We start from the raw sequence: 26890 nt of genomic DNA, 5'->3' as shown, positions 1-26890 counted from the left end.
CAAGTGCCTAGCGCGCTCCCGGCGCGGGTAACACAAACCGTAATTTGTAGGACATTGTAGAAGCGTGCGAGAATAGGGGGTTTAATGCCGTACCTAGCCGTCGACCCGCTTATCAGTGCCTTTATGCGCTTCCGGCTGCGCCGTAAGCCATCGCTGCGGACCGCCGAAGAGTACGGCCGTGACCTAGAGCATTTCGGCCGCTATCTTGCCAAGCGCACCGACGACATGACGTTCCACGGGCCGTTCCCTCGGCTGCTGAAAGCGACGCGTCTGGACATCCTTAGGTATGCGGATTTTCTCGGGGACAAGCGTCTCGCCAAGAAACTGTCGACGGCAGCGGTTCGCCGGCGCCTATCGGCGGTTCGCAGCTTTTACAAGTTTTTGCAGATCGAGGACCGGCGTTCGGATAACCCCTCGGCCCTGGTCGAGCTGCCGCAGGCCGAAAAAAGCACCCCGAAACCCGTCGACGAGGATTCCCTGGCGCAGCTCATGCGGACGGTGATCGCTGGACAGAGTGAGTTTTGCCGGATCCGAAACCGAGCGATCCTCGAAGTGCTCTACGCGACTGGAATTCGGCGTGCGGAACTCATCGGACTGAACGTTGAGGACGTCGACTTCAAAGGACGCATCATGCGGGTTATCGGCAAGGGTGGACAACCCCGGACGGTCGTCTTCAATGAAGCCTCCAAGGCTGCCATGGAAGTCTACGTCGGCTGCCGGCCTCGCACCGCTGAGAACGCTTTTTTTCTCACCGAGCACGGGCGACGCATCAGTCATAGCCAAGCCGGAAAGATCTTCCGGCAATATGCCTTGTTTTCACAGATCGGTAAGGTCACACCACACATGATGCGTCACTCTTTTGCGACGCATCTAATCGCTCACGGCGCTGATCTTCAGACCGTTCAGAAACTCCTCGGCCACAAGAGTCCGGCAACAACCCAAATATACGTTGACATCACATTGATCCACCAAAAACGAGCGTACGATGCCGCTCATCCGCGCGATAAGCGGGATGACGTGTAACTTGCTGCAACAAAGTCAGGAGCACAATATGCGAGCTATCATTGGAATTACAGGACTGAGTCTCTTACTCGCAGGCCTTCAAAGCGTGTCGACACTCGCAATGCCGATCAAGCCGATCAACGTGACACTGTGGGATGTGCCTAGCACAAACCAAGTGCGCGGTACTATCAGCCTTCAGGGGCTGCCAAAAGGCGTTTCGGTGCAGATATCGCTGAAAGCCGCCGGGCCCGGCCCCGACGCGGCATTGATCGGCACCGGCACATGCACTTCGTATAAGAAACTGTACGCTTTAAAGCCCGCGAAAAACGGGCTCTCGTACACTACGATCCCGAGCGCGGACATGGTGAAGCTCTTCAAGACGCCGCACGTTGTCGTTATGCCTGGGCTAAAGTATTGCGGAGCCTTGAAGAGCCCGTTTTTGCATTAGCGGCGTTTTCGCCGCCCGGTGGCTAGGCCTTAAAGCCGAACAGGCCGTGGCCTTTCGGGTTCGCGACGTAGATCTTGTAGGCGTGCCGGATGCCCAGCGACTGCGAGAAAATCACGTGCACTGGCGTTCCGGACTTTAAGCTGTTGGTCTGCACGGTCTTACCGCCCGGCAGATCGGTGAATTTCGGCCAGGACAAAAATGAAAGATCGGCGGGCACTCCGTCGATGCAGTGCACGCGGACGTTGTTCAAGCTGACATGAAGCATGTAGCCATGACAGTCCTTGTACTTGCCGCCCGGCGGTAAACTGCCCGATGAAGCGGCCGAGGCTGAACTCAGGACCGTGGCCGCTAGTGCCAGGGTGACGATGAGGGATGAGACCAAGCGCATAAGACTACCTCCGGATGGCTTGTACCCGGCTAGCGCTCCTTCTTCTCCTTGTGGCTCCGCTAACCGCCTGCGGCCAGCAAACACCCGCCTTTACGAGGATTGGCAGCCTTCCGCCAGGCTCGGCTATTACCGTCCGCACCGTGCGCGGCGATATCAGCGTCTACGCCCCCGAGCGAGGGCAGCCCGATTCAATGTTTACGATCTCCGCGAACGCGGACGTGCCGCAAGGGTCGATCGTGGCGCGCGGCCGCTCCATCACGGTCTCCGCGCCCGGACCGGACCTGAACTATCTGATTCGCGGACCCAAGGGCGCGGTTCTGACTCTCGCCACGAGCCGTGGTTCGATCAACGTCGCCGACTTCGACGGCGTGGTCAACGCAAGCACCGGTACCGGCGACATCAAGATGCTTATTCCGCAGTACGGCAACGCTACGGCCGGCACCGGCAACATCAGCGTTATCTTCGCAAGCACGACGTGGCCGGGGACGCTGCATTTCTCGTCGGCAAAAGGCGACGTCGAGCTCTATGTGAACGAGAACGCGGCGGCGCACGTCCACCTGCACACGGATAACGGAACGATTTTTACGGACTTCCCGCTCAAAGGCACGGCGTCGGGAACGAGCGAGACGATTGACTCGACGATAAACGGCGGCGCGAAGCGCGCCATCGACGTCGAAGTCCGCGACGGATCTATCCGTGTTCTACAACTGAAGCCGCAAGTTTAGATCTGAACGCTGCTGAATGCAGTGCGCCCGAACTGTTCGGGTGCGTCCAGCAGGTACGCCGTGGCGCCCGGCCAGAGATATGTGCCCGGTGTTACGGAGCGGACCAAGTAGTGCAGCATGTAAACGCCGGGATCCAAATGCTGCGCGTACGCCGTCACACGATCGAGATAGATCTGCTGGTAGTCGATCTGCCAGGCTTGCGTCAGCGGCTGATAATACGACGCCGTCGTTTGGAAGGACGTGTCGAGCGCTTCAAAGCCGGCCGGCAGCGGATCGGTAATTACCACGCGATCGACCGGATGATCGACTGCGATCTCCACGCCGATGTCGTACACGTTCCCGGCCGGGAACGCAAGCGGCGCCGTTTGCGAGGCGATGTCAACGGTCGCGAGCACCGTCGACTCGTTCGCCGGATGCACGGTACGGATGACGCGCAGGCCGTTGAGCCGTCCCGGAGCGTTCGCAGCTAGACTATACGTATATGAAACGACGTAGTGAAGCGTGCCGGTGCCGGTCTTCTGCAAGGCCAAAGTATGCGAACCGGCGGCAAGCTTCGGAAGCGCGATCGTCGCCGCGGGCGTTGCCCCAGTAATGCGCCGGGCCGCGCTAACTGCTTTACCGTCGACCGTCACCGACAGGCTAAAGTTCGGCGGTCCCGTTTCGGTTGCAGAATAGGCGACCACTGCGTGCAGTGCGGACGCCGCGTCCGAGAGGGCCGGCCACCCGCAGCGGCATTGTTGCGCCAGCAGCGCTTTCAACGCGCGATCGAGATCGCCGGCGGCAGCGCCCCGCGCGACCAGGAGCTCCAGGTATGCCGCCTGCGCTTCGACCTCAGAACCGTACCACGGCCCGGGCTGAACGTTCGCGTAACGACCCGTCAGGTAGACTTGGTTAGACAGCTCTTGCGCAATGGTCCCCGCTTGCGTACTCCAGCCGGGGGTCTGCTGGAGGTAGACGCCCAGCCGGGCTTCTTCTGCTACTCCAAGATCGGCGCGCTGTGCGAAGATGCTCTGCAAGAAATCCGAACGCCGATCGCCGGCGGCAGCTAATGCCTCCAGCGCCGCGAGCCGCAACGACATGCGGCAAAGGCTCGACTTGCAGCTCTTATCCGCCGACGCCGGATCGCTGAGCGCACCGGCCGCATAGGCACGCGCCTTTGCCATAGCCGCATCAGGAACAGCGATGCCCTGCGATTTTGCATACCCTAACGCCGCCAGCGCATCGGCGCTGCCGAAGGCGTCGGAGCTGCGCGACTCTGGCCAGAACGCGAAGCCGCCGTCCATTCTTTGAAGAGCGCCCAGCTGCGCCACGTCCGCTCTCGCTTCTTGCTGCGCGTCGACGCCCGTAATGCGCGCTCCAAGCTTCTTCTGCAACGCAACCACGGAAGCTGCGATATTCAAGCGGTTAGCGATGGCCGGAAGTAGTGTCAGTTTGTCACTGTCCAGCGCGTTCCGCGCCGCGGCAGCCGCCTGGGGCAACAGCGTCCCGGCGGCGTCGACGGTAACCGTGCCGGGGCCGCTGCCGATCGACAGCGGCACTTGCGCCTGCGTGCGCGTCGCGCCCGAGTCGATGACCGATTCGGTGACGTCAACGTTACGGATCGGTAGCGGCACGCGGAATGCATCGGTCGAGCCGGCGAGCGTGCGGAACTGGATGCTCCCCGACGTGCCGTTGCCCGCGATCATGGCAAAGCGCCAAGGATTGAATCCGGGGCTAAACGTTTGTTGGGCTTGCACCATTCGTCCCGGCGGCGAAGCGAAACTCAATGCGCCGCTGAGATCGCCCTGCGTGCGCGCATCGAGCTGACCGCTGGTGCCGTTCAGCAGCAATAACCCTGCGTCGAACCGGTCGCCGGTGCGGGCAAATTGCGGAAGCAGCGGATCGGTGACGAGCGGTTTGGTCGTGATGAAGGTTGTGTCGGAGCTGCCGAAGTGCGGCGCGGTGCCCGCCGTCATCGCGACCGCCATCACGCGCCACGTCGTCAAGTTATCGGGGACGGTGAACGAAACGTCGGCGCCGCCGTCCGCGCCGGTTTGCACGGAACCGTTAAAGTACGCCAGCGGAACGAATTGCGTGCGCACACGCGTGCCCGCTGCGCCCGCCAAGAAGCCGCCGCCGTAACCCCAACCCTTTTGCGCGATATCGCTCGGCTGCGTGAGCGTGACTTTCGGGCGGTTATCGGCATAGCGCATCGAGATAGGCTGCGCCGCAAAGACGGTTTGAACGAGATCCGGCGGCCGGTAGCCGCTGAGGCGCAGGATCGCGTCGTTCGCGACGATCACGGTGAACTGCCCTTGGGCAGCCTTACCGTTCAGATCGCGCAGTTGTAAATGTACGGTCTCGCGCTGTCCGGGCTGCACTTTGGGCTGCCGCGGCGCGATCGTCACGCGCAGATACCGCGGCCGGATGTCCAGGGTCAGCGGCACCATGCCGAGACGCACCAAACTGTCGACGCCCTGTGGGCCCCCCTTGGAGAGAGGCGTCCCGCGGCGCACGAGGACTGCCTGGACGGCAGCGTTCGGGAACATGGATTGAAGGATCGGAATGCGGACGCGCGGAGCGGTTCCGTTGATGTGGACGAGCGTCTTGTACAGAACGCGATCGCGCACCACCGAAAGATACAGATCCGCACGCGCGTATGGTGAAGCGACCGCGACCGTGGCCGTGTCACCCGGTGCATAAAGCTGTTTGTCGAGTTTCATCTGCAGCTGCGACGGATTCTGATCGCCCCAGACGGCCTGTCCCGGACCCGAAATCCACACTTGCGTGTCGGTTGCAGTATTGTCGGTCGCCGCGCCGGCTATATTCGCGCGAATCCGGTAGCTGCCCGGATCCTTGGCGGTGAGGGTCACGGTTTGGGCTTGCGAACCGCTCGTCACGTCTGCGGACGCGACGGTGGTGTACTGCACTTGATTTTGCGCGGATTCGCCGCCCGCGACGACCTGGGTGACGCCGCTGTAGTCCATCTTCTGCAGCTCGACGTGCACGCGGGTTCCGCTCTGCGCCTTGCCGGACGGGTCGGTGACGATGACGCCTACCGGAACCGGTTTGCCGGCGGTGCCGACAAAGTCGGTACGCAGCCCGATGAGCGCGGCACCCGGCACCGCCGTAAAGCTTTGCGTCGCGCTGCTAGCCAGATGCGAAGCGTCGGTGACTTCCAGATCCACCCGGTAGGTCATGGCGTACGGCAAGTCTGGCGGAACGGCGACGACGGCAGCCCCTTTGCCGGCGGCGTCCAGCGTTAAGTTTTGCTGGCTCACCTCGCCCGAAGCGTCGGGTTGTTCTTCCGGCCAGAACCACTGACGCCCGAATGTGAAGTCGTCCCAACCCTTGGGAGTGAGCGTCGTCGATTCGCGCGTCACGTGCAGCGTCGCGTTTGCGCCGTTCATCGGTGCGCCGAAGAGATACTGGGCATTTCCGTTGGCGTTTACGCTGGAGCCGGCGGCCGCGAACTCTTTATCCAACTTTAGATCTACGCTGAAATTCGGCGGACGGAATTCGGCTACGCGGAAGCTGCCGGTAATTTGCGCGCCGCCCGGACTCGTGGCAGTGATCGTGTAGTAACCGAGCGGTTGCGTCTTGGAGAAATCAACCGGAAATGAGAACGTAGCGTAACGGTTCGTCGTCTGCGCCGCGAACTTGCGTTTGCCGCCATTCGGATCGGTCAGCTCAATCGCATATTGCGCGCCGGTATCCGCCTTCAGCGTGCCGTTCTGCAAGATATAACACACTGCGGTTAGCCAGGCGCGTTCGCCGGGTTGGTACATCTGACGATCCGAGTAGACTACGCCGCGCGAGATCGGCTGGCCGTTCGACCACGTCGTGTCGAGATTTCCGACGGTGTAATCGTACGTGCCGCTCCAGGCATGCGTCCGGACGAAGTTCCAGTCGGCTCCGGAGCGCGCGACCGCCAGGAGCTCCGGGCCGTTGTCCGACGCCCGCACACCGGCGTAACAGCGCTGAATGTCAATCCCGCTGAAACCGAGCATGCCGTTTGCATCGGCCGTACCCGTTGCGCAGGGTTGCGGGTTGGCGACGCGGGGCGCCTGATCGTACGTATGCATGATGTAGATCTGCACCGAAGCACCCGGCACAGGGCTGCCGTCGCTCAGATGCTGCACCATGACTGACCCGCTCTGTGGGAACCACTGCGCGAAGACACCTAAATTGGTGAGCGCAACGCTGCCGGTGAAGCGCGCGTCGCCCTGCGTGCGCGCGCCGGCGCCGTAGGCCAGCATGCCCGCAGGTCCATTAAGCCGGGCGCGCAGGGGAACGTTGACGCTGGTCTGCGCATTTCTGGCAGCGGTTACCGAAAACGATGGCCAGTCCACGTAGTCGGGAAGCATGCTCGAAACGTCTGACTCATCCGCGTAGACCAATTGCGCGGGATCAATAATGCGATACGTCGCGCTGTACTTATTGGCCGGAAGATTGACGGCGCTGTACTGCAGCTGCAGGTTCTGCCCGGCAACGAACATGTTAAATCCGCTGGGCGCCCAGAAATATGGCGCCAAATCGCCGCTCGAGTACGTCGAATCTGCCGGCTGTCCCAAGCGTTGCGCGAAGATGTCTTGGAGGTCGGCGTCGGCCGAAATCTTGTACGTGGTGCGCGGCGCCAGCGCATACGGGTTGATTGAAATCGTAGCGCCGTCGTCGGAGAGCGAGTAGAGCTGACCGACCGCGCGCGGCGAAGGCGAAATCGCAACGTGTTTTGCAAACGTCTTTGGATCGAGCGCGTTGTTGAACGTCAGCACGGGATCGCCGCCGGCAAAGCGCGCATAGCCCGTCGAGGTCATCGGATCGGCGGTCGGTTTGGCCGAGACTAGCATCAGCGGCGAATACGTGTGCAGAGCAACATAAAGCGCTTTCGTGCTCGGAATGTTGCCGTTCGCGGGCATGATGTCGGGTCCAACGATCAGCGCGTAGTCAGATGCTTTTTGCAGATCGCCTTGCGGGGATATCGTGTACGTCCACGACCCACTGTCGGGGTCGGGGCTCTCCTTAACGGACACGCCCGTATCTCCGGCGCTCCGCGATCGGAAGACGGTGTGCGAGCTTATGGAAGCTGCATCGAGCTGCGTGTTCGAGCTGACGTGAACCACCGGCTGCAGCGAGACGCTGGAAGGCGTGGCGGCGGCGTACGGATTGTCGTCGGCATTCTTCAGTGCGATTTGATCCGTTTCAAATGTCCACGCGAGATCGCGATCCAACGAATGGCTTGAGAGATCGCGCAGACCGGCCGTCAGGGTGACGCGCACGCGAGTTGCTTTCGGTAAGCCGGCCGGCGATTCAAACCCGATCATGCGCGGCGTCAAAACGACAAATTTGCCGGGCAACGCGGGAGCGATCTGAAAATGCGAAAGGACCTGGTCTTCCGCGGCAGTTCCGAGCTGCCCGACGGGGAGTACCGGATCCGTGAAAATCACACGAATTTGCGCGCTGCTGGTGACCTTTCCGGTCGGGGCGAGCTGTTTTATCCAGCCGGGCGCGGACGGCGCGGGAAGGGGCGAAACGGTCGCGAGCGGGAGCTGACCGGACTTGCCGCAGCCAAAAAAGACGGCGAGGATGCCGATTGCCGCGAGTCCTAAACGGCCACGCACAGGCGCTCCTTTCAACGACGCGGCGGAAAAGGACTTGACCTGCGGGAAGCCTTTTTACGTGCGCCGGACCTCCTGGGTCATACTCGCTGCGTTGATCACTGTCCTCGGCTTGGCCGCGCTCAACCGCTTATTTGCGGTTCCCGCCGTCGAAGCGCGCAGCACGGCCGTTGCGTTTACCGATAGGTCAGGTATCCCGCTGGGCGCCGTTTTGAGCACCGGTGCGGAGAGCTCCGTAGCCGTGCCGCTTGAGCGTGTCTCCCCCTTCTTCTTACAAGCGATCGTGGCGACCGAAGACCGGCGGTTTTACCAGCATGGCGCCGTCGACTGGCTCGCGCTCGGCCGCGCGGCCTGGCAAACTGCGCGGTGCTTGTGCAGCGCGGGCGGCGCGTCAACGATCACGATGCAGCTCGCGCGCACCCAGTTCGATCTTCCATCCGGCATCCGCGGCAAGCTGCTGCAAATGTGGGATGCCGCGCGCATCGAGGCCGGATCGAGTAAAGGTCAGATTCTCAATGCTTACGTCAACCGGATCGCGATGGGCGGCAATACCTACGGCGTGGAAGCAGCCGCGCGAACGTACTTCGGCGTCCCCGCAAGCGACTTGGATCTCGCGCAAGCCGCGATGCTCGCCGGAATTCCCAACGATCCGGCGCGGTTAAACCCGCGCACGCACTGGCGGGCGGCACGCGCGCGTCAGCGCGCCGTCTTGGACGCGATGGTAGCCGGTGGATTTATCAGCGCGGAGCAAGCCGCGATTGCGGCGCGTGAGACGCTGCACGTCCGTGCCGCGGGCGGAGAGCTGAAAGCGGCTCAACAGCTGCTCTTTCGGCTAGCTGCCGCCGGGCACTTGACCGTCCCGGTACGCACAACGATCGACTTGCCACTGCAGCGTTTCGTGCAATCGCAAGCGCAGGACGTCGTGGCGGCGCTGGCGGGCCGAAATGTTACGCAAGCGTCTGCGCTAGTGGTCGACAACAGGACCGGCGACGTGCTCGCATACTTGGGGTCGACCGATTATTTTAACGACGCCTATCTCGGACAAAACGACGGCGTGCGCACGCTACGTCAACCGGGATCGACGTTGAAGCCTTTCCTTTACGAATATGCGCTCGAGCAGCGGACGATCCGGCCTTATACGATTCTGGCCGACGTTCCGACGACGTATGCCATCCCGAATGGTGAGTTGTACGCGCCGGAAGATTACAGCACGCAATTCGCGGGCCCCGTTCCGGTGCGCATCGCGCTTGCGAACTCGCTCAACGTCCCGGCGGTGCGCGTGTTGTCAAAGGTAGGTGTCGGGCCGTTCCTCGACCGGCTGCAAGCTCTAGGGTTTGCCGATTTGCGGCGCGCGCCCGACTACTACGGGCTCGGGCTGACGCTCGGTGCGGGTGAGGTAACGCTTTGGGATCTCACGCACGCATATGTAACGCTCGCGCGCGGCGGAAGCGCGATCCCGCTGCGTACGGTTCTGGATCAGAGTGCACCGGGCGCGACACAGATCGGCGATCGCGCCAGCTGGGAGCTCGTCGCGGACATGCTTGGTGACCGTTACGCCCGCGCGAAATCGTTTGGAATCGGCTCCGTAATCGATACGCCGTTCCCGTCACTGGTGAAAACCGGAACGTCATCGGATTACCGCGATACGTGGACCGTGGGCGCGACGCCGGAATATACGGTCGCGGTTTGGGTTGGAAACTTTTCCGGCGCTCCCATGCGCCGCATTGCGGGCGTGAGCGGAGCCGGCCCGCTCTGGAACCGGATCATGCTGCATCTGTACGAACACCGCGATCCGCCGCGCTTTCCGGCGCCCGCCGGTTACCATGTCGCGCGGATCGGAGCGCTGCAAGAGTACGTCGATACGGCGGATCTGCGCACCATGCACGCAGCTCGACCGGCGCCGATCGCCGCCGCGTACGACGAATGGCGCGCCCGGCAAGGCGACACGACCGGCGCGCTGAGCATTCTATTTCCTCACGACGGCGACATCTTTGAAGATACGCTATCGCCTAACGACGCGCGCCGCGCGCAGCAGCGCATCGAGTTTCGCATCAGCCGTGCGCGGGGTGCGCGCGTTGCATGGACGCTGAATGGTTCAAGCGTTGCCTCCGGCACCGGTGACGCCTATTTCTGGCCCGTACGGGCGGGTGAATGGACGCTCGCAGTGCGCTCGGGGAAAGACGTTCGAACCGTGCATTTTGCCGTGATCCGGCGGCCGCATCACGGGCCGCGCGGTTTCAGCGTCGCGGGACTGCCTTGACTTGCAGCGCCTCGCGCGCTTTCACCAAACGCACCATCGTGTCGTTGTAAGGCGTCGGCACGCCGATGCGTCTACCGGCCGCGCAGACCGCGCCGTTGATGTGATCGATCTCCGATTGGTGTCCTGACTCCAGGTCGAATGCCATCGAGCTCTTCGAGTCCGCGCCGACCGAAATCACCTCGCTGACGTACTGCCACGGATTCGCGTACGGCAGGTGAATCTTCATAGCGGCAGCGACTGACGCGGCTTCTTCCGCCAGCGCTTCGCAGAGGCGCGCGGCGTTAGGATCTTTCAAAAGGTCGCCGGCGGCGCAGTCCAGGATCGCGCTGGGCGCGTTGATCGCGGCGTTAGCGATGAGTTTGCCCCACAGATGCGGCCGGATGTCGTACACGACGGCGGCTCGCAGGCCACTCTTGATCAGCAAGTCGGCCACCGCGCGCGACGTAGCCGGTGACGCGCCGCCGGATCCGACGATCGTATTGCCTTCTTCAGAACTGCGCACGCGGCCGTGTTTCGTCGTTAACGACGACTCGGTCGTAATCCCCAACACGACGGGAACCGCGCCACCCAGGGCTGCTTTAATAGCGTCTTCGTTACCGACGCCGTTCTGCAGCGAAACGACGGGCGTCGAGGGATTGAGCTCGCCCGCAAACGGACGCAGCGCGCGCAGCGTGTCGACTGCCTTGACGAACAAGAAAACGATAGTGGAACCGAACAGGTCGCGTGGCGTGCGGCCCACTCGTACGGCACGCGGCGGCGCATTGTTTACCGAGAGTCCTTTATTCTTGCGGATGCCTTCGAGCACGGCATCGTTGCTGTCGAGCATCGTCACGTCGCAGCAGGCGGCCAAGTGAAAGCCGAACAGCGTGCCCATCGCACCCGAGCCGATGATTCCTACGCGCGGGCGACTCTGTTCCATCGGCGGATTAGAACTGCAGTTGCAATCCGAAGACGGTGCGGCGATCCGGGCGCGTCACGTCGCGCTCGCCCAAGAAGAGTTTTGCCCATTCGGCCACGTTGAAGTTTCCGTAGAAGTCGAAGACGGGATTGCGCAGATTGTACAGTCTGGCTTCGGCTCCGACATACCCGGCATCGAACGTAGCGAGCGCGCCCAGCTGCGAGTACAGGACGCCGCCGCCGAAGCGAATGCCCGGCGCCAGTGTCTTAATGCCGGCGACGTTATACGTCGTCTTACCGCCGATATCGTTGGCTCCGGCCATCAGGCTTACGCCCCCGCGCGGAAGGAGGACGACGTTCATGTCGGCTTGCGGGCCGCGATCGGCGGTCAGTAATGCGGTCGGGCCGATGATCATTTGCTTGTTCAAATAGCTCAGCCGCAATTGAACGGCGACCAGGTTCTTCACGACTTTCGCAAGGCCGGCGTTGATGCGCGCCGTATTCGGCGAACTTTGCGGTTGCGGCAGCGAGGCACTGAGCGGCGCAACAGTGCCGAGCGGCGACGGGGTTCCCAGCGCCGACGGCGGCACGGGGTTCTTGTCGGGCAGCGGATACGGCGTCGCGCCGGCGTCAACGCCCGGGACGCGGCTTTGGCCGCCGAGCGTTCCAAGAAGTGAGTTGGCCTTCTGCATCGTCGCATCCAAATGGGCAACGGTGTCACGCAGTTGCGCCTGCGTTTGCGGGTTCCCGGTCACTTGGCGCAGGTCGCTCGTAACGCCGGACAGATTCTGCGTTAAGTCGCGAATGTTTTGCGTCGTGTCGATCAGATTTGTGTGCAGTTTCGGATCGGTGGCCAGCACGCGCAGTCCGTCCATCGATTGGCTGAGCGCAAGCGCGGTGCTATCCAGCGACGCCAGCATGGAATCGATCTTATACTGATTGCGTCCTAGCGTTGAATTGAGCGTGCCGGTCATGGAGACGATATTGGCGCCCGCAGCGCGCATCGTTCCCTCCATCGTGCCGGAGACGTCGGCCACGGTGGTCTTTAGCTGCGCCGACATCAAATCGACATTCGAAAGCGCGGTCTGCAGCGTATTCAGCAGTTTCGGTTCGCGTTCTTGGAGCATGACGAGCATAGCGTCTAACCGCTTGATCTCGCCTTGTCCCTGCGAAAGCAAATCGGCCACTGTTGCGCCGGTAATACCGGCCGGCTGCTGGTCGAGCGGCAAAACTTGGCGCGGCAGCATCGCACTTGCGGGCAAGGGAGTCGCTACGTACCCTGGGATCCGCGGGCCCGCAGGCGGTGGGATAATGAAGAAATTGGCCGTTCCCGTCAGCGGCGATTGAATCAGGAATTTTGAGTCCTTCGGAATGTTTACGTCAGGCTGGATCGCCAGGATCACATCGACCGTGTTGTCGGGCAGCAGCTGCACTTGATCGACTGTCCCAACCACGACGCCGCTAAAGAACACCTGGGCCCCGGACGGCAGCCCGGAGGCCGAAGCGAAGTGCACGCCAACCCGGTAGCCGTTATGCCGCGTGCCGTAGTCGGTGATAATGAAAAAGATCCCGAACAGCAATAACAGAGCGACTATCGCGAAGGCTCCCAGTTGCGCCTGCCTGGTCAGAAACATGTGCCTCCTATTCCTCGCACCGGCGTTGTGCCATTCTTTCGGGCATCAGGGGCCCCACGCGCTTTGCGCGTGGGGGGCGCGGAGCCCGAAGGGCGCAGTGCCTTTTAAACTTATTGGGCTCCCTTTAATGCGTAGCATTAAAGGGGGATCGGTCCAACTTCGGAGCCCTGCAGGAACTGCTGCACGATGGGGTTGTTCGACTTTCGCACTTCCTCGACCGGGCCTGACGCGATGATGGCTCCCTCAAAGAGCATGGCGACGTAATCGGCCATCATATAGATCGATTGCAGGTCGTGCGAAATGACCACGGCGGTCGCGTTCAGCTGTTTACGCAGCCGCTTGATCGTGTCTGTGAGCAGGTGCGTGACGATCGGGTCGACGCCGGTCGTCGGCTCGTCGTACAGGACGAGCTCCGGGTTCGTGACGACGGCGCGCGCGAAGCCGGCGCGCTTCAGCATGCCGCCCGACAGCTCCGACGGCAAATTGTGGTAGGTGTGCGCCAGCCCGACGCTGTCGAGCGTGTGCATGGCGATGTCGAAGATCTCTTTTTCCGAGAGCGGCGTGTGCTCGCGCAAAGGCAGCGAAACGTTCTCGCCCACCGTCATGCTGTCGAAGAGTGCCGCAAACTGAAATGCAAAACCAATCTTCGTCCGCATCTCGATCAGTTGGCTCTCCCGCATATGACAGATGTCTTGGTCGCGCAAGTACACGTGTCCGGAATCCGGTGCGATAAGACCGTCGAGCAGCCGTAAGATCGTCGATTTGCCGGCGCCCGACATGCCGATGATGCAGTTGATGGCGCCTTCGACGATGTCCAGGCTGCAGTTCCGCAACACGACGCGCTCGCCAAAATTCACGCAAACGTCGTCGAGCCGGGCGATCAATTCAGGCATCAGGCGCCCGCGTACAAGAAGTATGACATAATGAAGTTTAAAATGAAGATCAGAATGATGCACGTCACGACGGCACTGGTGGCAGATTTGCCGACACCCGCCGCTCCGCCCGTGGTTGTGAGACCATGATACGCGCCGACCATGACGATGACGATCGCGAAGATCAACGATTTGAAAAGACCCTTGACGACGTCTTCGAAGCCGACTGTTTGACGCGCCGACGATATAAAGTCCGTATAACTGATGTGCGCTTGCACCTGCGCGATCCATTGGCCGCCGTAAACACCGATGACGTCGGCGAATATCGCCAGCAACGGAAGCATAATCATCAGCGCGAGCAGACGCGGCACGACGAGAAAGCGCACCGGGGTGAGCCCGAGCGACTTGAGCGCCTCGATCTGTTCGGTGACTTCCATCGATCCCAATTCCGCGGCAATGGCAGCGCAGACGCGGCCCGCGACGACGACCGCACTCAGCATAGGCCCGAGTTCGCGGACAACCGTGAACGATACGATGCCGCCGACAAAACTGCCGAAACCATACTGCACGGCGGTGAGCGCGGACTCGAGCGAAAAGACCATGCCGGTGAACAGCGATGTGAGTAGGACGATGATCAGCGATTGATAGCCGAGGAGATAACACTGGTTCAGCGTCTCGCCGAAACGAATGCGCAGTCGCGCGACCGTCTTCACCGTGTCCCACATAAGCAGTGAGAACCCGCCGGCAAACTCGAGAATGTAGGTGACTCTCCGGCCAATCGACGCGAGGACGCCGACGCTTACGCGCTCTACGGCCTGCGCAGCCTGGCTGTCCTCAACCTCACGCAGGACGTTAGCCATGCTCGATCTCTTCCAAGACGCTTTGGGTAGCCTCTATGCGCCGCACCACCACGCCGCGTTCGGCGGTCAGGTTAAAATGCACCTGGTTTACCTGCTCCAGGCGCTTGTCCACGTCGCGTAGCTGGCCGCGCGCCTCGTTGGCGAAACCGGTGAAGTACCGGCGCACCGCACCGAGGTATTGCCGGCGCGCGTCCTCGGCAGGAACGCCTTGCGCCAGCGCCGCTTCAATCTTCTTCTGCGCACCTTTCATGGCTCTATCCGTGATGTAAAACTCGCCTACGCGGGCCACGAGCGCCCGGAACCGGGCATCATCGAGCATGGGCGAATGCCGGAAATCCCAACGGTTCGACAATGCGGCGCTGCGCTTCAAGGAGCTGCGCGATTCCGCCGTCGGCCAACTTCAAGAGCGCATCGAGCTCCGCTCGGCTGAACGGCGTCGCTTCGGCTGTGCCTTGCAGCTCCGTGAATTTTCCGGAGTCGGTCATGAACACGTTCAAGTCTACTTGCGCGCGGCTATCTTCGTCGTATGCCAGATCCAGCAGCATGTAGCCGTCAACGATGCCGACGCTGGTGGCGGCGATCTGGCCCAGCAGCGGCCATGCGGCGCGCGATTTTGGATCGAAGCGCTGCAAGAGCGCAAGCGCCAAAGCGATCCACGCGCCCGTCACAGCTGCGGTACGGGTTCCTCCGTCGGCCTGAATCACGTCGCAATCCAGCCACACGGTGCGCTCGCCGAGTTTCGTCATATCGGTGACGGCACGCAGCGCGCGGCCGATGATGCGCTGAATCTCGTGCGTGCGTCCGCCCAGCCGTCCTCTCGAAGCTTCACGCTGCGTGCGTTCCTGCGTTGCGCGCGGCAGCATCGAGTATTCAGCAGTAACCCAACCGACGCCGCGGCCCTTCATCCACTGCGGAACGCGGTCTTCGATGGACGCAGCGCAAAGAACCCGCGTGTTGCCGATTGAGATAAGCGCGCTGCCTTCGGCGTATTTCATGTATTGTGCTTCGATCGTAACCGGTCGAAGCGCGTCGAGCGCGCGTCCGTCGCTGCGTATCATCTCCGGCGTGGTTTGCGTCCGCGGCCCTCGATTCCGCTCGTGCGCTCGTGACCGGCCATGCGAATGACGTTTGACGGCTGCGTCTCCTTCGCGGGCGCGATCGGTCCAAATTCGGCCTCGTAGTAGCTGTCGCGCAAGTTTCCGAGTTGCATATCGCGAGGCACCTTTGAGCCATCGCCGCGATACACAGTCACGCCTTTTGCCAGCGTCCGGTAAGCGCTTAGGCGCTCATTCTTCCAATCCGAAATTTTCCAGCGCTGCGGCGCCATGACGCGGCCTTCGTACTCCGGCAGCGGGCGTTTGGGATCGAACAGGTCGAACTCGACGCGGAAACCTTCCAGCGCAAAGATGGCATCTTCTACTTGCTTCTTTGTGGCCATCTCCGCCGCTACTCCCGCTAACCTATTCGACGGTGACGGTTTTTGCCAAGTTGCGGGGCTGGTCGATATCCTTGCCTTCGATGTCGGCGATGTGATAGGCCAGCAACTGCAATGGAATGATGTTGACGATCGGCGAAAGCAGCTCGTCGATCTTCGGCACCCAGAAGACATGATCGGCGATGGCCTTAGCTTCTTCGTCACCGTGGTTGGCCACGACAATGACGGGCGCTTCGCGCGCCTTGGACTCCGCCAGATTCGAGAGTATCTTCTCCCGCACTCGGCCTTCGGTCATGACGCCGATCACCGGCACGTTCGGATCGAGTAAGGCGATCGGGCCGTGCTTCATCTCGCCGGCGGCGTAGCCCTCAGCGTGAATGTAGGAAATCTCCTTGAGCTTCAGCGCACCTTCGAGTGCGGTCGGGAAATTAATGTAGCGCCCGATGAACAGCACCGATCGCGATCGCCGAATCTTGCGCGCTACCTTGCGAATCTCGTCCGACGTATCGAGCACGACGTCAACCGCCGCAGGCAAGAGTTTCATGGCGCCGGCGATCTGCCGTAGGCGGTCGCGCGGTACCGTGTCCCGCAGCCGAGCCAGATACAACGTGAACAGCGTCATGGCCGTGAGCTGCGAGACGTATGTTTTGGTCGCTGCGACGCCGATTTCCGGACCACCGCGCGTGAAGAGCGTGCCGTCCGCAAGACGTGTTAGATGAGAGCCAAGGACGTTACAGATTCCCAGCACGGTGGACCCGGCATCCTTTGCGATGCGAACCGCTTCAATGGTATCGGCCGTTTCGCCGGACTGCGACATGGCGATTGTCAGCGCGGTCGGGTCGACCACCGGGTCGCCGTAGCGGAACTCACTTGCGAGTTCCATCTCTACGGGAATGTGCACGAGCGACCGCAACAGGTACATCCCGACCATGCCCGCGTGATATGCCGTCCCGCATCCCGTGATCGCGATTTTCGAAAGGTCCCGCATGAACGATTCGTCGATGCCGATCTCCGAGCCGAGTTGAACGTCGTCGTTTTCGTCGAGGCGCCCGCTGAGCGTCTCTTTTATGACATTCGGCTGCTCGTAGATCTCTTTGAGCATGAAATGCTTGTAGCCGCTCTTTTCGGCCGAACTCGCATCCCACGTGATGTGCGTTACGTCGCGCTTGATCGGCTTGCCGTCGTAATCGGTCAGCTTCCAGCCGTCGCGCCCGACGACGACCATCTCGCCTTCTTGGAGGATGATCTCATCGCGGGTGTACTGCAGGATCGCCGGCGTGTCGGAGGCGACGAACATCTCGCCTTTGCCGATCCCGATCACCAGCGGGCTGGCGCCGTTGCGGGCAAAGAGAAGGTGGTCCGGGTCGTCCGAGCTGATGATTCCGAGCGCGTAGGCGCCGCGCACTTCGCGCAGCGTGCGGCGGACCGCTTCCTCTAAGTTGCCGTCGTAATGCGTCTCGATCAGGTGCGCGAGAACTTCGGTGTCAGTTTCGCTCTTGAAGATGTGGCCTGACTCGATGAGCCTGGCGCGCAGAGGCGCGTAGTTCTCGATGATACCGTTGTGCACGACCGCAATTCTGCCGCTGCAGTCCATATGCGGGTGCGCGTTGGCGTCGGACGGACGGCCGTGCGTGGCCCAGCGTGTGTGCCCTACCCCGACGCGTCCCGAAAGCGCTTCGCCGTTGCGCAGCCGCTCGGCCAAGCGCGCCAATTTGCCTTCGGCTTTGGAGCCGGTTAGCGCACCTGAATCGTCGATGACAGCGATGCCGGCGCTGTCGTATCCGCGGTACTCCAGCCGCGCGAGCGAGTCGAGAATGATCGGAACGCTGTCGCGCTCTCCGATATATCCGACGATCCCGCACATATAATCCCTGTTGTCCTTCTTCTTAAGTATGTCTATTGGGTTTGGGACATTCGTCCGGGCCGTGGTGCATGTTTAACGGCCCGGCCAAACGTCCCAAACCCAATAGCCTTACTTGATTCCCTCTTTTGTTCTGTGATAGTGAATCTTGCCGGTCGCGACTTCGTTGAACGCCGTCGAGACAGGCTTGTTCGGATTCACGTTCGGCGTGAGCTCGGGCGCGCCGTTGTTCAATTGCTTCGCGCGCTTCGTCACGACGTTGACCAGGCTGAACTTTGAGTCAACGTGCTTGAGCAGTTCGTCCAAATCTCCAAAAACTTGTTCGGTCATTATGAGTGTTCCAATTCCCTTATTGTATCGTCCGGATACCGGTGTATGCGGAAACGCTCCGCTTGCAGAATCGCTTGAAGGTCTTTGACTGCTTCGTCCGATCGATGTTCTTCGTTAATGACGATGTAGTCGAAGTCCCGAATATTTCGTATCTCCTCGTGCGCGATCTCCAAACGTCGCGCGATCTCTTCGTTGGTCTCGGTCCTTCTGGTCAGCAGCCGCTGACGCAGATACGAGAACCGGTCAGGCAGTAAAAATATGAGCACCGCATCCGGAAAAGTGCTCTTGATTGCCAACGCTCCGTTGACTTCAGGCTTCATGATCAAGTCGTAGCCCTGGGTCAGCGTGTCCTCGACGAAATCTCGCGGCGTTCCGTAGAGGTTCCCGTTGTATTCGCGCCACTCCAGAAGGCCGCCGGCGGCTTCGCGCCGTTTGAATTCCTCCGGAGTAACGAAGAAGTAGTGCTCGCCCTCTCGTTCTCCGGGCCGCGGCGGACGCGTGGTCGCCGAGACCGAGTACCGGAGGCGCCCGGTGCGTGCCAGGAGCGCGTCCACGAGCGTGTCTTTGCCGGCCCCCGATGGGCCGGATACGACGAAAAGCAGGCCCGGGCCCAGCACGACGTTCCCCTTAGTTGGCAAGAAGGCCGTTATGTTCCGACCGGGTGGGGGCGACCCCTGGTATTGCGGTCGAAAGGCAGCTCGGTGTATTCGGACTGGATTCTTATCGCGCGCCTGGCGCATGAGATCGAGGAACGCTTCTTGGGCGCGCGCGTGAGGGACGTGGGCCAGCTTCCGGATGGCCGTTTTGCGCTCGCGCTGTGGCGAAAAGGCTCGACGCAGCTGCTGACCGCCGACGTCTTTGCCGCGACGCCGGTACTGACGGTCGAAAACGGTGAACTGCCGATCGCCGCGGAGCCGGGATTCGTTCGCGCGGCCGGCGCCGCGCTGCGTGGGAAGACGCTGACCGCGGTGCGAGCTTTTCAAGGTGAGCGTATCCTGCAGCTGGAGTTTGCCGCGCAGTCGCGTTTCGGTGTGCCGGAAGTCTACGCGCTCATCTGCGAGCTCGTTCCGCGTTTCGGCAACCTGATTCTGATAAAGGACGCAACGGTGGTATCCGCGCTTAAGGAGTTTAAACGCTCGGCCAAGACTCTGCGCACGGTACGGCCGGGGGCGCGTTACGAGCCGCCGCCGGCGCGCCCGGGCAAATCGCGATTCGCGATCGAGCCTCTGCCGAGCCAGGAATCGGTTCGAACGAACGATCTCTACGTCTATCGCGACGAGCACGGTGCCTTGCAACAAGCGCATGTCGTTCCGCTCGAACAGTACACGAGCTCGCGTCTGGAACGTGCGCCGTCGCTGCTCGAGATATTTGCCGAACTCCGGTGCACCGGCACGGATGCTCACGTCGCGGCCGGGACGGCCGATAAGCGGCGCGCCGATGCCGAACGCGCGTTGGCCGATCGCGAGCGAAAGCTCCGCACGGAGCTCGCACGCATCGAAGAACGCTTGGCGGAAACAACCGAGCGGAACGACCTGCGCGCCCGCGGCCAGGCGATCTATTCAAAACTGCACGAACTCCCCGAAAAAGACAAGAACGCTGCCAAGCTCGAGGCGACGGATCTCTTCTCCCGCTACAAGAAAGCCGCCGTTGCCGGCGACCATTTGACGCGCCGGCGCACCGGCGTGCTTCAGTCTCTCGAAGAGGTGGAGGAGTTACGCTGGGAACTCGAGCGCGCCGGCGACGACGAACTACGCGAAATTGCTGAACTCCTGAAGCCGCGACAGCGTCGCGCGGCCTCTCCGAAGGCGCGGCCGGCAAAGAAGCGCCGCGTTCTTGCGCACGAGACGCCGCACGGTTCGCGCATTCTCGTCGGCCGTTCGCCGCTGGAGAATGCCGAGCTGACTTTCCGGGTCGCTCGCCCGGACGATCTCTGGTTCCACGCGCGCGGTCAGCCGGGCGCACACGTGATCCTGCAACGCGACGATCGGCGCGACGCTCCGGAAGAGGATGTCCTTACGGCCGCGCAGCTCGCTGCGGCACATTCGAAGGGCCGGAACAGCGCGAAGGTCACCGTTGACTATACGCCGCGCAAGCACGTGCGTAAGCGTCCGAATGCCGCGCCCGGTTTGGTCTTTTATACGAACGCTAAGTCGCTGCTGGTCGAACCGCGGGACCTTCGATAAACATCGCATCGCCAAAGGAGAACAGCCGGTAGCCGCGTTCGATTGCTTCCGCATACGCGTGGAGGATACGTTCGCGTCCGGCGAAGGCGCAGACGAGCACCAGCAGTGTGGAGCGCGGCAAGTGAAAGTTTGTCAGCAGCGCGTCGACGATGCGAAAATTGAATCCCGGCCTGATAAAGAGATCCGTTTGATCGCGGCCGGGGCGAACGGCGCCGCTTTGCAAAGCCGACGCTTCGAGCGCTCGTACGACGGTCGTGCCGGCGGCAACTACGCGCCTGCCTTCTTCTTTCGCTCGCCTTATCGCGTCAGCGGTTGCTTCCGGGATCGAGAACGACTCGGCGTGCATAGCGTGCTCATCGAGGTTCTCGCTCTGAAGCGGACGGAATGTTCCGAGACCGACGTCGAGTACGAGTTTAACGATCTCGACGTTCCGGCGCTTGAGTTCTTCGAAGACAGCGTTTGTGAAGTGCAACGATGCGGTCGGCGCTGCGACACTTCCCGGATCGCGCGCAAAAATGGTTTGATACCCCGCCTGCGCCTCCGCCGAATCGTTGTGAACGTACGGCGGCAGCGGCAACGTCCCGGCGGTCTCGAGAAACTCCTCAAATCCGACGGTTAGCCTCAATTCGATCTCACGAACGCCGCCGTCGAGAACGTTAACCACTGCCGCCTCGCCCAGCGAACCGAAGCTTATGCGCTCACCGGTACGCAGCCGGCGTCCCGGCTTTGCGAGCACGAGCCATCGCGTCGCGCTCGGATCGTAGTGCGCTTCTCCCGCCGGCCGCAAAAACAACAACTCAACGCCGCCGCCGCTCGGCACACGCTTTCCGTGAACGCGCGCGGCAATGACGCGAGTCTCGTTGAGTACGAGCACGTCGCCGGATCGCAATAACGTCGGAAAATCGCGAAATGTCAGATGCTCGATGCGCTCTCCGCGCAGCGCCATCAGCCGCGACGAATCACGTGGCTGAGCCGGCGCCTGCGCTATCGCGCCTTCGGGAAGCTCATAATCGTAAGAGGAAGTGACACCAGCGTCGGGCGATCGGGCAGACCGTACGCCGGGCGAGACGGCTCCCCGTATGCCGGGCTCCCCTTCGACAGGCTCAGGACTTCGGCGTAAGGTCAATCGCTCGCCCGGCATACGAGTCGCCAATTGACCTTACGAAGAGCCGACGGTCGTACCCGGAAAATAGTACGCGAGGATCGCCGTGCTGTTGGCGCCCGTTTGCGCCAAGCCGCGCGCGCCCCATTGGCAGAATCCGACTCCGTGCCCTAAGCCGCCGCCTTCCAACGTTGCTGCGGCGTCCCCGGACGATTGCAGCGTAACTTTGCGCACGAGCAAACTGGGGAGGACGCGCGAGCCGACCGCGCGGCGCACGTCCGACGCTTTCACACGCGCGGAGCCTTGCGTTCCGGTAAACATCCAGAAGCGCGCGCGTCCGCTCGCGTCGGGTGAATCAAGCGCGATGTCTTGGATGTCGCCGACCGAGCCGCTCTGCGCGCCGAGCGCAGTACGAAGGCGATCGACGCCGATCGTTTGCGTCCATTGATACCACTGTGAGTCTTTGCAGTAGTTGCACGTGACGCCGGAGAGGTACGCGAGCGGCTTTCCGCCCCACGCCTCCGCCGAAGATTCGGTGTGCCCGCCGCAGCACGAGAAATATGCGATTGTGGCAAACTCCGAACGGTAGCGCAGCACGTGGCCTGCGGTTGCATTCACGGCCGCGTTCGTTTGCGCCGCTTCGGCGTCGATTCCGGTGTACACCTGATCGGCTTCGGACGTAACGACGTCATAGTCGCGGTTCGGATTGCTGCGCTGCAAAACGTACGTGCGCGCCAGAATCGCCTGCGCTTGCAAGGCCTCTCCCGGCCACGATCGCGGCATCTCGCGCGATACGACGCTGTAGAGATATTGCTCGAGCGGGACGGTGCTAACGACCTGGCCGTTGGGCAAGGTCGTTGCCGTGCCGCGATAGCGGCGCCCGTCGTACAGAAACGTCTGCGCGTCGATCGTCTGAAGGCGGCCCGTTCCCAATAAAACGCGAAGCGCTTGTGTCTGCGAAGAGATCGCCGGATCTTCCTGGGCGCGTAACGGCGAGCACACGGCGGCTGCGCCCGCCGCCGAAACGACCGTCGCGATGAACCGCTCGCGTTTCATAGCAACCGGTCTTGTGTTGGGAACGGCGTGCCCGTCACGCCTAGGTGCGCGTATGCATCGGCGGTAGCTTTTCGTCCGTTGGCAGTGCGCGTAACAAATCCGGCTTTCAGTAAATACGGCTCGACGACGTCCTCCAGCGTCTCGGCGTCTTCCGTTAATGTCGCGGCGATGGCGCCGATTCCGACCGGACCGCCGCCATACTGCTCGACGATGGTGCGAAGAAAAGCGCGGTCCAGACGATCGAGGCCGAGCTCGTCCACGCCCTCGCGTCGCAAGGCTTCTTCGGCAACGGCTTTACTGACGCGCCCGTCTGCGCGAACTTCGGCGAAGTCGCGCACTCGGCGCAACAGCCGGTTGGCGATGCGCGGCGTGCCGCGGCTACGGTGCGCGATCGTTGCCGCCGCGTCGTCGTCGATCGGCACCGAAAGCACTCCGGCCGAGCGGAGCACGATCCGTTTGAGTTCGGCATCGTCGTAGTAATCGAGATGATGCATGATGCCGAATCGCTCGCGCAACGGCGCCGAGAGCATGCCGGCACGCGTCGTCGCGCCGACGAGCGTGAAACGCTTGAGCGGTAGTTTCAGCGTCTTTGCGTACGCGCCGCGATCGACGATGAAGTCGATCTGGTACTCCTCCATGGCAGGATAGAGAAACTCTTCGACAACGCGTCCGAGCCGGTGAATCTCGTCGATGAAAAAGATGTCGCCTTCCTCGAGTGACGTCAGGATGCCGACGAGATCCTTGGGTTTTTCGAGCGTCGGTCCGCTGGTCGGACGCAGCGCACTGCCGAGTTCTTTGGCGATCAGCGCGGCGAGCGTCGTTTTGCCCAAACCCGGCGGACCATAAAACAGCACGTGCTCGAGCGGCTCTTTTCGTTGTTTGGCCGCCTCGATGGCGATCTTCAAATTATCGACCACAGTCGTTTGGCCGACGTACTCGTCGAACGAGCGCGGCCGCAGACTCGCGCCGTAGACTTCGTCTTCCAGCGAATCGACCGGATCGATGACGCGCTCCGGATCGGCGGCGTCGCCCGGGCCGTATAGCCGCTTCAGCGCGTCGTCATTCATGCGCGGCCCGCTGACGGTAGATCTCGGCGAGCAGCGCCTCCGCGTCGGTGATCCCGGGCGCCGAGTCCAGCGTCGAGCGGATCATCTCTTCGGCTTCGGACCGCCTATATTCGAGCTGCAGCAAAACCGCCAGCGCCTCGTCCGCAAAATCGGGCATGCGAACAGCGGCTACCGGCTCGGCTTCCTGGATCAGCAAGAATTTGGTCACTTTGCCCTGCAACTTCGCGACGATGTCGCGCGCCTTCTGCTGCCCGATTCCGGGCAACGTCTTAAGAAACGCATGATCGCCCCGATCTATTGCGCCTGCGATGCGCGCCATGGGCTGCGAGAACGCTCGCGCGGCCGAACGCGGGCCGATGCTGGCCACACTCAGCAATTTCTCGAAAAACTCGCGCTCGATCGCGTTGCTGAATCCGTAAAAGGTGAAGTGGCCGGTATTGCCCTCCATATTCATGACTGAGTAGACTTCGAGCGTCAACGGGTCGCCGTTTTCGATCGTCACTTTCTCTTGAACGCACGGCGGCAGGATAATGTCGTACGAAAGACCGCCCGCGTCCAAGACGACGCTGCCTTCATGTTTTTCGACGAGGGTGCCGGTTATTCTAGAGAACATTCAGCGCAGGGATCTTGCGTTCGTGATCGCGGATGTTGCAGTACGCCAGCGCCAGGGCCAACGCGTCCGAGACGTCGTCCGGCTCCAAAGGCCGCCGAAAGCCTAACAATTGCGCCACCATGCGATTGACTTGCTCCTTGCGTCCGGCGCCGGATCCGACGAGTGCGCGTTTTACCAAGGAATGAGCTAGCGTTCTCACCGGGATCGCCGCCTCCGCGCCGGCCAGGCAAAGGACGCCGCGAGCGTGTCCCATCATAATTGCGGTAACGGGATTGCGATACGTCGTATAAAGCTCTTCGATAACGATAACATCCGGATGGGTGGAAGTGACGACCTTCGTAATGCCGTCGTGCAGTTCGCGCAAACGCGTTTCCAAGGGAGCACCATTTTTTGGTGAAACCACGCCTGCTTCGATGACGCGCGTCTTGCCGGCGGAAAATTCGATCACGCCGTAGCCTGTGACACGCAGACCCGGGTCGATTCCGAGAATACGTTCGTTCACGGGTGTGAATTGTTCACGTAGATGTTGACCGGCGAGCCGGGCGCAAGCTTCGTGCCGACTGCGGGCTCCGTGCGTACGACTTTGCCGCCGGCGCCTTCGGTCGTGGGCGTGACGTTTCCGAGGGCGTAGCCGTAGTTCATGAGGATCGCTTTGGCTTGATCGAGCGTCATGCCATTGGTGTCCGGCACTTCGCCGGAAACCGACAGCGTGACCCTGATCGCCGTGCCTTTTTCGGCAGGCGTTCCGGCCTGCGGATCTTCTGCGATGACCTGACCGTTGTTTTGCGAGCCGAGCTCCACCAGGTAGCTGGTCGACATCGTGAAGCCGGCGGCTTTGATCTGTTGCTGCGCGCTGGCAAGATCGCTGCCGATGAGGTTCGGAACGTTCGTCAAGCCTCCGCCGCTACTGACGACGACATTTACGGTAGCCGAATGATCGCTCGCGATCTGCGTGCCGGCCGGAACGTCTTGCGATGCAATAACATTCGGCGGAACGTTCGGGATCGCGGCAGTCTCGCTGACGTTTACGGTAAAGCCGAGTTTCCCGGCGAGCGCGCGCGCTTGATCGATCGTCAGCCCGGCGAGCCTGGGCATCTTGATCGGAGCCGTCCCTTGTGAAACGACAAGCGTGATCTTCGCGTTTTGCCGCACTTTCGAGCCCGCTTTTGGTTTCTCGGTGATAACCGTATCCTTCGGCGCAGGATCGAACTTGCGGACGACAACGACGCTGAGCTTATCTCCGATCAAGTCCTTCTGCGCGTCATCGAGCGTATAGCCGACCACATCGCGCAAGCCAACTGTGGGCGGCCCCAAACTGATCACGAGCTGAATCGGCGAACCGGTCGAAATCTTGGCGCCCGGCGCGGGATCCTGCCGGATCACGCGATTCGGAGGAACCGTATCGCTGTTTTCACGCGTGGCTTGATAGGTCAGGCCGGCGTTTACGATTGCCTTCTGCGCTTGCGCGTCCGGCAGATTCACGTAGTTGCCTACCGCGATCTGCGCCGCGGGGCCAAACGGATGCGCCGTCATGATGTAGCCGCCGGCGGCCGCGCCGATCAAGACGATGGCGAGCAACGCGACGATCCAGCCCGTCGGATTGCGGCGCACCTCTTCGGCTTCGATGATCTCGGCGTGGCGATCGGGCAGACGCGATTTGCGCGGCGGCGGCTGCATCGGACGCAGCGCAGAGCCCGGGGCATCGTCCACGAGCGAGTACGCGGCAAAACTCGGCCGCTCGCGCGCTTCGCGCAGCGCCGACGCGACTTCGCTGGCCGATCCGAAGCGGTTCTCGGGCTGTTTCTGCAACAGCTTGCTGACGATCGACTGCAACGCCGGACTCACGCCGGCCGAAGGATCCAGCGGCGGAGCCGGATCGGAGATGTGCTTAAGCGCTACCGTCACCGGCGACTCTCCAACAAACGGCAGCTTTCCGGTGAGCATTTGATAGAGCACGATCCCGACGCTGTAGAGATCCGAGGCCTCGGTCAAGTCGAGACCCTGCGCCTGTTCGGGCGAAAGATAGTAGACGCTGCCCATGACCATGCCCGGGCGCGTCATCGTCATCGTCTGCTGCGAAACCGCGCGCGCGATACCGAAATCGGAAAGCTTGACGACGTCGTCTTTGGTGATCAGAATGTTGGCCGGCTTGATGTCGCGGTGCAGCAAGCCTTGCCGGTGCGCGTACGCCAAACCGTTACAGATCTGCGCGGCGTAATCGAGCGCAACCGGCTCGGGCAACCTGCCGTCGGCCGCGATTATCTCCGCCAGCGACGGTCCATCCACGAGCTCCATGACGATATAATAGGTGTCGCCTTCGCGGCCGACATCGTACGTGTTGACGATATTGGGATGAGAGAGCTTCGCGGCAGATTCCGCTTCCTGATAGAATCGCCGGACGAATTCCTGATCGGAAGCGTAGTCGCGGCGCAAAACCTTAATCGCCACCCGACGCCGCAGCAGCGTATCGGTGCCGCAATAGACCGTCGCCATACCGCCCTCGCCCAGTTTGTTGTCCAGACGGTAGCGATTGTTGAAGACGTGCGCCGAATCGATCATG

23 protein-coding genes are annotated in these 26890 nt (G+C 61.8%); 5 read left to right on the top strand and 18 right to left on the bottom strand.

The window, feature by feature from the left end:
• Positions 1–84: 84 nt before the first annotated feature.
• Together VFO29_05365 and VFO29_05360 are read left to right on the top strand one after the other, a co-directional pair.
• Positions 85–1023, top strand: coding sequence for a tyrosine-type recombinase/integrase (locus tag VFO29_05365; GenBank protein HET9392928.1), 939 nt, complete (start codon positions 85–87; stop codon positions 1021–1023).
• A gap of 85 nt (positions 1024–1108) precedes the next feature.
• Positions 1109–1450 (top strand): hypothetical protein, encoded by a 342-nt coding sequence (locus VFO29_05360; GenBank protein HET9392927.1) that lies wholly within the window; start codon positions 1109–1111, stop codon positions 1448–1450.
• A gap of 22 nt (positions 1451–1472) precedes the next feature.
• Here the strand turns inward: VFO29_05360 and VFO29_05355 are convergent, their stop codons facing one another.
• On the bottom strand, positions 1473–1838 hold the full coding sequence (locus tag VFO29_05355) for a hypothetical protein (protein ID HET9392926.1): 366 nt from the start codon (positions 1836–1838) through the stop codon (positions 1473–1475).
• Positions 1839–1978: 140 nt separating this feature from the next.
• Between VFO29_05355 and VFO29_05350 the strand changes: the two genes are divergently transcribed.
• Positions 1979–2563, top strand: a complete 585-nt coding sequence (locus VFO29_05350) for a DUF4097 family beta strand repeat-containing protein (protein ID HET9392925.1) — start codon at positions 1979–1981, stop codon at positions 2561–2563.
• On the opposite strand, the gene VFO29_05345 is transcribed toward VFO29_05350, so the two are convergent.
• Entirely contained in the window at positions 2560–8163 is a 5604-nt protein-coding gene (locus tag VFO29_05345; GenBank protein ID HET9392924.1) for an Ig-like domain-containing protein, read from the bottom strand. The genes VFO29_05350 and VFO29_05345 overlap by 4 nt on opposite strands.
• Before the next feature lie 58 nt (positions 8164–8221).
• On the opposite strand from VFO29_05345, the gene pbpC reads away from it, so the two are divergent.
• Positions 8222–10420, top strand: a complete 2199-nt coding sequence (gene pbpC, locus VFO29_05340) for a penicillin-binding protein 1C (GenBank protein ID HET9392923.1) — start codon at positions 8222–8224, stop codon at positions 10418–10420.
• Here pbpC and VFO29_05335 read toward each other — a convergent pair.
• The 10 genes from VFO29_05335 to gmk all read right to left on the bottom strand — a co-directional run bounded on the left by VFO29_05335 (position 10398) and on the right by gmk (position 18947).
• Positions 10398–11339, bottom strand: coding sequence for a 2-dehydropantoate 2-reductase (locus VFO29_05335; GenBank protein HET9392922.1), 942 nt, complete (start codon positions 11337–11339; stop codon positions 10398–10400). The genes pbpC and VFO29_05335 overlap by 23 nt on opposite strands.
• A gap of 7 nt (positions 11340–11346) precedes the next feature.
• The gene (locus tag VFO29_05330; GenBank protein HET9392921.1) at positions 11347–12951 is read right to left on the bottom strand and encodes an MlaD family protein; all 1605 of its coding nucleotides are present in this window, start codon (positions 12949–12951) and stop codon (positions 11347–11349) included.
• A gap of 137 nt (positions 12952–13088) precedes the next feature.
• Positions 13089–13844 (bottom strand): ABC transporter ATP-binding protein, encoded by a 756-nt coding sequence (locus tag VFO29_05325; protein ID HET9392920.1) that lies wholly within the window; start codon positions 13842–13844, stop codon positions 13089–13091.
• On the bottom strand, positions 13844–14683 hold the full coding sequence (locus tag VFO29_05320) for an ABC transporter permease (GenBank protein ID HET9392919.1): 840 nt from the start codon (positions 14681–14683) through the stop codon (positions 13844–13846). Before VFO29_05320 ends, VFO29_05325 begins: the two co-directional genes overlap by 1 nt.
• Positions 14676–15053 carry a hypothetical protein gene (locus VFO29_05315; GenBank protein ID HET9392918.1) on the bottom strand — a complete coding sequence of 126 codons (378 nt, stop codon included), beginning with the start codon at positions 15051–15053 and terminating at the stop codon, positions 14676–14678. Before VFO29_05315 ends, VFO29_05320 begins: the two co-directional genes overlap by 8 nt.
• Positions 14992–15741: a ribonuclease PH gene (gene rph, locus VFO29_05310; protein ID HET9392917.1), complete on the bottom strand. Its 750-nt coding sequence runs from the start codon at positions 15739–15741 to the stop codon at positions 14992–14994. Before rph ends, VFO29_05315 begins: the two co-directional genes overlap by 62 nt.
• A complete protein-coding gene (locus VFO29_05305) occupies positions 15738–16121 on the bottom strand; it encodes a hypothetical protein (GenBank protein ID HET9392916.1) in 384 nt (127 codons plus the stop codon). Before VFO29_05305 ends, rph begins: the two co-directional genes overlap by 4 nt.
• 22 nt (positions 16122–16143) lie before the next feature.
• Positions 16144–17982: a glutamine--fructose-6-phosphate transaminase (isomerizing) gene (gene glmS, locus VFO29_05300; GenBank protein HET9392915.1), complete on the bottom strand. Its 1839-nt coding sequence runs from the start codon at positions 17980–17982 to the stop codon at positions 16144–16146.
• A 108-nt stretch (positions 17983–18090) separates the two neighbouring features.
• Positions 18091–18309 carry a DNA-directed RNA polymerase subunit omega gene (gene rpoZ, locus VFO29_05295; protein HET9392914.1) on the bottom strand — a complete coding sequence of 73 codons (219 nt, stop codon included), beginning with the start codon at positions 18307–18309 and terminating at the stop codon, positions 18091–18093.
• Positions 18309–18947, bottom strand: a complete 639-nt coding sequence (gene gmk / locus VFO29_05290) for a guanylate kinase (GenBank protein HET9392913.1) — start codon at positions 18945–18947, stop codon at positions 18309–18311. Before gmk ends, rpoZ begins: the two co-directional genes overlap by 1 nt.
• Before the next feature lie 63 nt (positions 18948–19010).
• Here gmk and VFO29_05285 point away from each other — a divergent pair, with 63 nt between their 5' ends.
• Positions 19011–20492, top strand: a complete 1482-nt coding sequence (locus VFO29_05285) for an NFACT RNA binding domain-containing protein (protein HET9392912.1) — start codon at positions 19011–19013, stop codon at positions 20490–20492.
• On the opposite strand, the gene queA is transcribed toward VFO29_05285, so the two are convergent.
• Genes queA through pknB form a run of 6 tightly spaced genes read right to left on the bottom strand, consistent with a single transcriptional unit; the run spans position 20455 to position 26889 of the window.
• Positions 20455–21633, bottom strand: a complete 1179-nt coding sequence (gene queA / locus VFO29_05280) for a tRNA preQ1(34) S-adenosylmethionine ribosyltransferase-isomerase QueA (GenBank protein ID HET9392911.1) — start codon at positions 21631–21633, stop codon at positions 20455–20457. The two genes, VFO29_05285 and queA, sit on opposite strands and share 38 nt — an antisense overlap.
• A gap of 18 nt (positions 21634–21651) precedes the next feature.
• Positions 21652–22650 carry a SpoIID/LytB domain-containing protein gene (locus tag VFO29_05275; GenBank protein ID HET9392910.1) on the bottom strand — a complete coding sequence of 333 codons (999 nt, stop codon included), beginning with the start codon at positions 22648–22650 and terminating at the stop codon, positions 21652–21654.
• Positions 22647–23717: a Holliday junction branch migration DNA helicase RuvB gene (gene ruvB / locus VFO29_05270; protein HET9392909.1), complete on the bottom strand. Its 1071-nt coding sequence runs from the start codon at positions 23715–23717 to the stop codon at positions 22647–22649. Before ruvB ends, VFO29_05275 begins: the two co-directional genes overlap by 4 nt.
• Positions 23710–24330, bottom strand: coding sequence for a Holliday junction branch migration protein RuvA (gene ruvA, locus VFO29_05265; GenBank protein HET9392908.1), 621 nt, complete (start codon positions 24328–24330; stop codon positions 23710–23712). The genes ruvB and ruvA overlap by 8 nt, the downstream gene beginning before the upstream one ends.
• Positions 24320–24832: a crossover junction endodeoxyribonuclease RuvC gene (gene ruvC, locus VFO29_05260; GenBank protein HET9392907.1), complete on the bottom strand. Its 513-nt coding sequence runs from the start codon at positions 24830–24832 to the stop codon at positions 24320–24322. The genes ruvA and ruvC overlap by 11 nt, the downstream gene beginning before the upstream one ends.
• A complete protein-coding gene (gene pknB, locus VFO29_05255) occupies positions 24829–26889 on the bottom strand; it encodes a Stk1 family PASTA domain-containing Ser/Thr kinase (protein ID HET9392906.1) in 2061 nt (686 codons plus the stop codon). The genes ruvC and pknB overlap by 4 nt, the downstream gene beginning before the upstream one ends.
• Position 26890 lies beyond the last annotated feature (1 nt).

The sequence above is a fragment of the Candidatus Rubrimentiphilum sp. genome (genome assembly GCA_035710515.1).
GTDB lineage: Bacteria > Vulcanimicrobiota > Vulcanimicrobiia > Vulcanimicrobiales > Vulcanimicrobiaceae > Rubrimentiphilum.
This window is presented reverse-complemented; position numbering and strand designations above follow the sequence as displayed.

Bases quoted from the DNA above. Each gene is read 5' to 3' on its own strand.
- VFO29_05365 (HET9392928.1), top strand. From the start codon at position 85: ATGCCGTACCTAGCCGTCGACCCGCTTATCAGTGCCTTTATGCGCTTC.
- VFO29_05355 (HET9392926.1), bottom strand. From the start codon at position 1,838: ATGCGCTTGGTCTCATCCCTCATCGTCACCCTGGCACTAGCGGCCACG.
- VFO29_05335 (HET9392922.1), bottom strand. From the start codon at position 11,339: ATGGAACAGAGTCGCCCGCGCGTAGGAATCATCGGCTCGGGTGCGATG.
- VFO29_05330 (HET9392921.1), bottom strand. From the start codon at position 12,951: ATGTTTCTGACCAGGCAGGCGCAACTGGGAGCCTTCGCGATAGTCGCT.
- VFO29_05325 (HET9392920.1), bottom strand. From the start codon at position 13,844: ATGCCTGAATTGATCGCCCGGCTCGACGACGTTTGCGTGAATTTTGGC.
- VFO29_05320 (HET9392919.1), bottom strand. From the start codon at position 14,683: ATGGCTAACGTCCTGCGTGAGGTTGAGGACAGCCAGGCTGCGCAGGCC.
- rph (HET9392917.1), bottom strand. From the start codon at position 15,741: ATGATACGCAGCGACGGACGCGCGCTCGACGCGCTTCGACCGGTTACG.
- VFO29_05305 (HET9392916.1), bottom strand. From the start codon at position 16,121: ATGGCCACAAAGAAGCAAGTAGAAGATGCCATCTTTGCGCTGGAAGGT.
- glmS (HET9392915.1), bottom strand. From the start codon at position 17,982: ATGTGCGGGATCGTCGGATATATCGGAGAGCGCGACAGCGTTCCGATC.
- rpoZ (HET9392914.1), bottom strand. From the start codon at position 18,309: ATGACCGAACAAGTTTTTGGAGATTTGGACGAACTGCTCAAGCACGTT.
- queA (HET9392911.1), bottom strand. From the start codon at position 21,633: ATGCCGGGCGAGCGATTGACCTTACGCCGAAGTCCTGAGCCTGTCGAA.
- VFO29_05275 (HET9392910.1), bottom strand. From the start codon at position 22,650: ATGAAACGCGAGCGGTTCATCGCGACGGTCGTTTCGGCGGCGGGCGCA.
- ruvB (HET9392909.1), bottom strand. From the start codon at position 23,717: ATGAATGACGACGCGCTGAAGCGGCTATACGGCCCGGGCGACGCCGCC.
- ruvA (HET9392908.1), bottom strand. From the start codon at position 24,330: ATGTTCTCTAGAATAACCGGCACCCTCGTCGAAAAACATGAAGGCAGC.
- pknB (HET9392906.1), bottom strand. From the start codon at position 26,889: ATGATCGATTCGGCGCACGTCTTCAACAATCGCTACCGTCTGGACAAC.